Here is a 7,129-nt window from a genome sequence, read left to right as displayed (position 1 = left end):
GGGCCGGGCCCGGGGGCGGGAGGGGTGGGGAGGGGTCGGGTCAGGACACTGCGAGGGCGAAGACGTGCAGGGCGCCGGAGGCGGGGGTGGGGGCGGGGAGTACCACCATGGCGACCGTCTTGCCCGCGGTGAGCGGGACGCCGGTGTAGTAGACGTTGGTGGCGTGGACCTGTTGGACGTTGCCCGCGCGGTTGCGGTAGGCGGTGGCGATGGCGACGTCGCTGCCTGCGGGCGGGGTGGCGTACCAGTCGGGGACGGTCACGGTGTAGGACTGGGTGCTGCCGTCGGTGTAGACGATCTCGCCGGTGCCGGCGCCCGCCCCGCTGGTGCCGGCGGCCAGGAAGCCGAGAGTGGTGCCCGACCCGGTGAGGTCGATCGGCTGGCCCTGGGCCACCACATTGTCGGGCCGGCCGGAGGCCGCGCCGGGCCAGCTGAAGCTGACACCGCCGTGGCTGAGGGCGGTCCCGGGGGTGACCCCGGCCGCGGCCAGGGCCTGGGCGGAGTAGCTGGACCCGGAGCCGTCGAGGTTCCCGGCCGCGGTGGCGGAGTCGTCGGTGACGCCGACGTTGTCGAACGCCGCCGCCAGGGAGGCTGCCGGGACGGCGACCTGGCTGGTCGCCCGCAGCCCCTGGTGCTGCCCGCCCTGGTCGAACTGGGCCAGGACGAGCAACTGCCCGGAGCCGGTGGCGTCGGCAGGAACCGTCACCTTCCAGGCCGCATTGGCTGTCGCCCCCGCCGCCAGCCTGCCCAGGCGATGGGCGGTGTTGCCGACGGTGTAGCCCGTCGGGGCGATCAGGGTGAGCTGCGCGCCGGTCAGGGCGCTGCCGCAGCCGTTGCTGAGCGTGCCGGCGACGGTGACGGTGCTGCCCGGGGCGGCCAGTTGGCCGGTCGGCGTCAGCGTCAGCGCGGCGCCGGTGCAGGCGGTGGTCGGTCCCGGCACCACGGTGACGCCCACCGGGGCGCTGGAGCCGGCCGCGTTGTCCGCGGTGATCTGGAAGGTGTAGCTCCTGGCGTTGCTGAGGCCGCCCAGCACGGTGAAGATGTTGCGGCTGCTGGTCGCCCACAGATAGGTGTGCCCGGTGACGTGGACCGGGGCCCGTCCCGGTGTCCTGACGGTGTATCCGGTCACCGGCGAACTGCCCACCGAGGCGGGCGGGTTCCAGGAGAGGCCCGCGGTGCCGTCGCCCGGCTTCGCGGCGACCGCGGTGGGTACCCCGGGCACCGCCGCGGTGCGGACGGCCGGGGTGACCGGAGCGGTCGGCAGTGAGGCGGCGCTGTCTCCGTGCGCGTTCCTGGCGGTGACGGTGAAGGTGTAGGCGGTGCCGTCGGTCAGCCCGGACAGCACGGCGTAGCCCGGGACCTGGAACTGAGCTGCCGTCACTGTGACATGCTCGCCGCCGGGTTGGGCGGTGACCGTGTACGAGGCGACGGCCGCGCCGTGGTCGACCATGCTCGGGTTCCAGTCCACGTGGGCCGAGCCGTCGGTGGCGAACGCGGCGGTCTGGGTCGGCGGTTCGGGGACGCCGGCCGGGGTGCGGGCGCCCAGGACGTCCCGGTAGGCGGGCTCGATCCCGGCGGCGGAGGTGATGGCCTTCGGTGCCTGCGCGATCGAGGCGATGACGTGGTTGCCCGCGACCGTCACGTTCTTGGAGCTGGAGTCGGCGTCGCCCTGCTGCCAGTAGTTGCCGGTGATGGCCAGCGGGTCGTCACCGGTCGCGCCGGGGCGGTAGTCGGTGTGCCGGGCGCCCCAGTCGTTCTCATTGCCGACCAGGACGTTGCCGTCCGCGGTCCAGTTGGTGCAGCCGTTGTCGCAGTAGAGGGTGTGGCCGTGGCCGAGGGCGCCGGTGATGACGTTCCCGGTGAGGTGCTCGCCGCTCGCGAGAGTCGGCCCGGTGATGCCCTGGGTGTAGATCCCGCCGCCGTCGGAGAGGACCTGCATCGGGTCGGTGATCAGGTTGTCGGAGACGGTGTTGTCGTGGGAGAAGTTCGCCGTCGCGGCCTGTCCGATCTTGTCGGGCCAGCCGCCCCAGCCCAGCGAGATGCCGGTGTAGGCGGTGTGGTCGATCTGATTGTGCGAGATCAGGGTGTCCGCGGCGTACCCGACGTCGATGGCCACCCCGCCGTGGTACTCCACCGGCAGCGAGTAGAGGTGGTTGTCCAGGATCCGGTTGCCGTCGGTCTGGTCGGCGCCGGTCGCCGTCGGCTGGTCGACCCCGCCCAGCTCCAGGCCGTTGCCGGAGATGTCGGTGAAGACGCTGCCCCGGACGGTGGCGTCGTGGGTGCCGTCGCCCAGGGCGAGCCCGGCCGCGCCCAGGTGCTCGAAGGCGTCGCGCTCGAAGGAGATGCCGGTGTCGTGGCTGAAGCTGACATTGCCGGGCAACTGGGTCCAGTCGCCATAGGGGCAGGTGCCGCCGGCGATGAACTGGCACAGGCCCTGGGTGGCGTAGCCGGTGGCCCCGGTGACGGTGTAGTCGGCCTGGATCTCGGAGAAGCCCTCGGGGGTGGAGGGCGTCAGCCAGGTCGCGTAGGAGAACTGGATCCCGGTGAAACCGATGTCGTGGACCGGCGCCGCGGCCGTGCCCTGTCCGCTGACCAGGGTCTGCAGCACCGGTGCCTCGACGTCGGCCTGGGTGAGCTTCTCGCCGGCGCGCGGGATGTAGTACACGGTGTGCGCGGTGCGGTCCAGGTACCACTGGCCGGGCTGGGTGAGCAGCTCGTAGGCGTTCTCGACGTACGCGGGCCGTTCGCTGTTGCCGAGGCTCTCCGGTCCCACCAGGTTGACGGTGCGTCCGGAGTTGTCGGTGCGCATCACCCGCTTGTTGGAGTTGTCCCAGCAGGGCTGGGCCATGGTGATGGTGGTGCCGCTCACCGAGGCGATCGGGCAGCGGGGTTCGGTCCAGCTGCCCTGGCCGCCGGTCCTCAGCGACCACATGCCGTCGCCGCCGGTGTAGACGAACTCGATGTCGCTCGGGTTGCGCCAGTGCGCGAGGGTGTCCGCGGACGCGGTGTAGCCGGTTGCGGTCGCGGTGAGGGCGACCGGTACGGGGCCGGAGGCGCGCTGGGCGCGGACCCCGTTGACGTAGAGCTGTCGGGTGTCCAGTCCGGCCGGTACCGGTGCTGACCAGATCGTGCTGCCGGGGGCGGTCTGCCGCCAGCCGGAGACCCGTTGGCCGCCGGAGAGGACCGGGGTAGCGCCGGGGGCGGCGGTCCACAGCACCCGGTGGCCGTTGCTGCCGGAGTCGCGGGCGTCCAGGGTGAGCGGCTGGTCGAGCCGGTAGGTGCCGTTCGCCAGGACGACCTGGACGTCGCCGGTCATCGTGCCGTCGACGGCCCGGACCAACTGCTGGGCCCGCTGCGGTGTGCGCACCGCCTGGGCGGGGGTGGTGCCGGTGCTGCGGTCGTCCCCGCTCGGGGACACATAGAAGGTCGCCATGGTGGCGGAGTGCGCTGCGGTGCCGGCGGTGGTGCTCGTGGCGGCTGCGGCTGCGGCTGCCGGGTCAGGGAGGGCGGCGCCGCCGAGCAGCAGCCCTGAGGTGGCGAGCAGCCCGGCGGCGAGCCGGGCGCCGGCTCCGGGGGCGGATCGAGACCGGAACATGGTGGTGGTCCTCTCTCGGGTCACGGGATGTTCCGGGCATGACAGCAGAGGCGACCCTGTGCGCCGCTCGGAACATACATCGGATGACTTTCGGAGCCTAAGTTTCAACTGATGAGCAGTCAACAGTGCTGTAACGGTCCATTACATTGGTAAGTCCTCCGATGTATTCATCCCGGCAATCGCTGAACCAGGCACCTGCTCGCACCGTTCCCGCAACCGCCTCCGCGGGGCTACGCTCGCGGGCATGAAAGCCACCACCACGCACCGCACCTGCCCGCTGTGCGAGGCGACCTGCGGGCTCACCGTCACCGTCGGTCCCGGCCCGGGCGGCGCCGGTGAGCAGATCGGGGTGCGCGGGGACGCCGAGGACCCGTTCAGCCGCGGCTACATCTGTCCCAAGGGCGTCGCCCTGGGCCAGCTGCACTCCGACCCGGCCCGGCTGCGCACCCCGCTGGTCCGGCGCGGCAGCAGCTGGACCGAGGTGGGCTGGGACGAGGCGTTCGCCGAGGCCGGACGGCTGCTGGCGCCGCTGCTGCGCGAGCACGGCGCCGACAGCGTCGGCGTCTACCTGGGCAATCCGGTGGTGCACAACCTCGGGCTCAGCCTCTACGGCCGGACCCTGATCCAGGCCCTCGGCACCGGCTACCGCTTCAGCGCCAGCACGGTCGACCAGATGCCCAAGCAGGTCGCGTCCGGACTGATGTACGGGACCGAGCTGTCCATCGCGGTCCCCGACCTCGACCGCACCGACTACCTGCTGGTCCTCGGCGCCAACCCGATGGTCTCCAACGGCAGCCTGCTCACCGCGCCCGACCTGCCAGGACGGCTCCGGGCCCTGCGCCGCCGCGGTGGACGGCTGGTCGTGGTCGACCCGCGCCGCACCCGCACCGCCGAGATCGCCGACGAGCACCTGGCCATCCGACCGGGCACCGACGCGCTGCTGCTGGCCGGAATCGCCCGGACGCTGATCGAGGAGGGCCTGGCCGACCCGGGGCCCCGGGTGTCGCCGCACCTCAACGGGCTGGCCGAACTGGGTGTCGCGCTCAAGCCCTTCACCCCCGAAGCGGTTGCCGGCGCGACCCGGATCCCGGCGGCTACGGTACGCCGGATCGCCCAGGAACTCGCCGCCGCCCCCAGCGCCGCCGTCTACGGCCGGATCGGGACCACCACCACCGCCTTCGGCACCGCCGCCAGCTGGCTGGTCGACGTCGTCAACACGCTGACCGGCAACCTGGACCGCCCCGGCGGCGTGATGTGGCCGGAGCCGGCCGCCGGCTCACCCACCACCACCGGCGAGCCCGGACGCGGACGCGGAGTACGGGTCCCCGGCTCGCGCCGAACCCGGGTCCGCGGGCTCCCCAGCGTCTTCGGCGAGTTCCCGGCCGGGACGCTGGCCGAGGAGATCGACACACCGTCAGCGGCAGACGGTACGACGGGTGGAACGGCGGACGGTGCCCGGCTGCGCGGCCTGATCACCGTCGCCGGCAACCCGGTCCTGTCGACGCCCAACAGCTCCCGGCTCGGCGCCGCGCTGTCCTCCCTGGACGCCATGGTCAGCGTCGACGCCTACCTCAATGAGACGACCCGGCACGCGCACGTCGTGCTGCCCGCCGCCTCCCCGCTCGCCCGCAGCCACTACGACCTGGTGTTCGCCTCCTTCTCGATCCGCAACACCGCCCACTGGTCGCCCCCGAGCCTCCCGCTCGCCCCCGGCGACCTGGACGAGTCCGAGGTGCTGCTGCGCCTCGCCGCCGCGGCCCTAGGCGGCACCGTCACCGCCCAGCAGCTCGACGACCTCACCGCCGCCGACACCGCCCGCCGCATCGCCGCCGACCCGTCCTCCCCGGCCCACGGCCGCGACCCTGAGGACCTGCTCGCAGCTGTGGCCCACCGCACCCGGCAGGAGCGCCTGCTCGACCTGATGCTGCGCGGCGGCCCTTACGGCGACGGCTTCGGCGCCAAGGCGGAGGGCCTCAGCCTGGACGCCCTGGCCGCCGCCCCGCACGGTCTCGACCTCGGCCCGCTCCGCCCCCGACTGCCCGGAGTCCTGCGCACGCCCAGCGGCCTGGTCGAACTCGCGCCCCCGCAACTGCTGGCCGAGGCCGCCCGCCTGGCCGACCACCTGGCCGAGCTCGGCGCGGCCCCGTCGGACGGCCTGCTGCTGATCGGCCGCCGCCAGCTGCGCTCCAACAACTCCTGGATGCACAACGTCCCGCTGCTCGCGGGCGGCAGCAACCGCTGCACCCTCCAGCTCCATCCCACCGACGCCGAACGTCTCGGCATCGACACCGGCCGGCAGGTCCGGATCCGCTCCCGGGTCGGCGAACTCCAGGCCGAGGCGGAGGTCACGGACGGCGTCATGCCGGGCGTGGTCAGCCTCCCGCACGGCTGGGGCCACGACGACCCCGCCACCCGCCTCCCCCTCGCCGCCCGCGAACCCGGCGTCAACAGCAACGTCCTGACGGACGAGGCCCCACTGGATGTGCTGTCGGGAACGGCAGTCCTGAACGGGATCCCGGTGGAGGTGCAGGCCCTGGCGACGACGGCACTCCGCCCCGCCGTTCTCTGACGGGAGGTCGGAGAACAGCGGGGCGGAGTCGGCGGGCGGAGTCGGCTGGGAGGGCCGGAGTCGTCCGAGGACTGGCTACCAGCCGACGGCCACCTCCAGCCACTGCGGGTCGGAGTGGGAGATGAAGGAGGACTGGCCGTCCACGTCGTCGTACGGGAAGCCGTAGGCGAGGTTGTTGATGTCGTGGTCGTGCCAGAACTTGGCGTAGTAGTTGGCGGGTGCGGCCAGGTAGTACTGGGTCGGGTCGGACTGCTGGGCCGCGGACAGGGTGGCCACGTGGCGGTTGAGGGCGGCGCACTCGGTCGGGTTGTTGGCCAGGACGCCGGCGCAGCCGAAGATGTCGGAGGTCGGCGCGTTGACACCGACGGAGTTGGCGTAGGCGGTGAAGTACCCGGCGTTCACGCCGCCGGTCTGGAAGCTGGGGTCGCTGCCGGGGGCGATGATCCGGTACGGGGCCTGGGTCTGGGCCAGCACCTTGAACTCGGCGGGCACGGAGTCGATGAACTTCTGGAAGGTGACCGACCGGTCCTCGGCGAAGGTCTGCTGGTCCTCGCCGACCTGGACGTCGTAGCCGTCCTTGGCGTGCAGTCGCATCGCGAGCTTCAAGCCGAAGGCGTCCACGCGGGTGGTGTTGCCGTTGAAGACGTTGGCGCCCACGGTGAACTCGATGAAGTCGAAGTACTGGCTGGTCGGTGAGCCCAGGTAGAAGTACATCCGGCCGGCCGAGTTGGCCGGCATGTCCAGGTAGGGCTGGTCGGCGATGGAGTGGGTCTGGCCGTTGAAGCTCCAGTAGACCTGGCTGTCCGGGTACTTGCCGTTGGTGCGGTTGAGGATCTTGACCTCGACCACGTTCTGCGCGGCCGGGATGGTGCTGGTGTCACCCCAGAAGCCGTTGGGGTCGGGAGTGGTGGAGGGCGTCGGGCTGGCCGAGGCGGTCGGGCTGGAGGTCGCGGAAGCCCCGGTGC

Annotated in this window: 3 protein-coding genes; 1 reads left to right on the top strand and 2 read right to left on the bottom strand. The window is 72.4% G+C overall.

Translation table 11 applies throughout. The annotated features are described in order from the left end of the window. Positions 1 to 40 precede the first annotated feature (40 nt). On the bottom strand, positions 41 to 3,595 hold the full coding sequence (locus TR46_RS38950) for a fibronectin type III domain-containing protein (RefSeq protein ID WP_063770710.1): 3,555 nt from the start codon (positions 3,593 to 3,595) through the stop codon (positions 41 to 43). A gap of 244 nt (positions 3,596 to 3,839) precedes the next feature. On the opposite strand from TR46_RS38950, the gene TR46_RS30795 reads away from it, so the two are divergent. Next, positions 3,840 to 6,164: a molybdopterin-dependent oxidoreductase gene (locus TR46_RS30795; RefSeq protein WP_042408088.1), complete on the top strand. Its 2,325-nt coding sequence runs from the start codon at positions 3,840 to 3,842 to the stop codon at positions 6,162 to 6,164. Between the two features lie 75 nt (positions 6,165 to 6,239). Here the strand turns inward: TR46_RS30795 and TR46_RS30790 are convergent. Continuing rightward, positions 6,240 to 7,129, bottom strand: an 890-nt coding sequence (locus tag TR46_RS30790; RefSeq protein WP_042408086.1) for a glycoside hydrolase family 64 protein, incomplete at its 5' end; no start/stop codon positions are given.

It is taken from the genome of Streptacidiphilus carbonis (assembly GCF_000787775.1).
GTDB classification, from domain to species: Bacteria; Actinomycetota; Actinomycetes; order Streptomycetales; family Streptomycetaceae; genus Streptacidiphilus; species Streptacidiphilus carbonis.
This window is presented reverse-complemented; position numbering and strand designations above follow the sequence as displayed.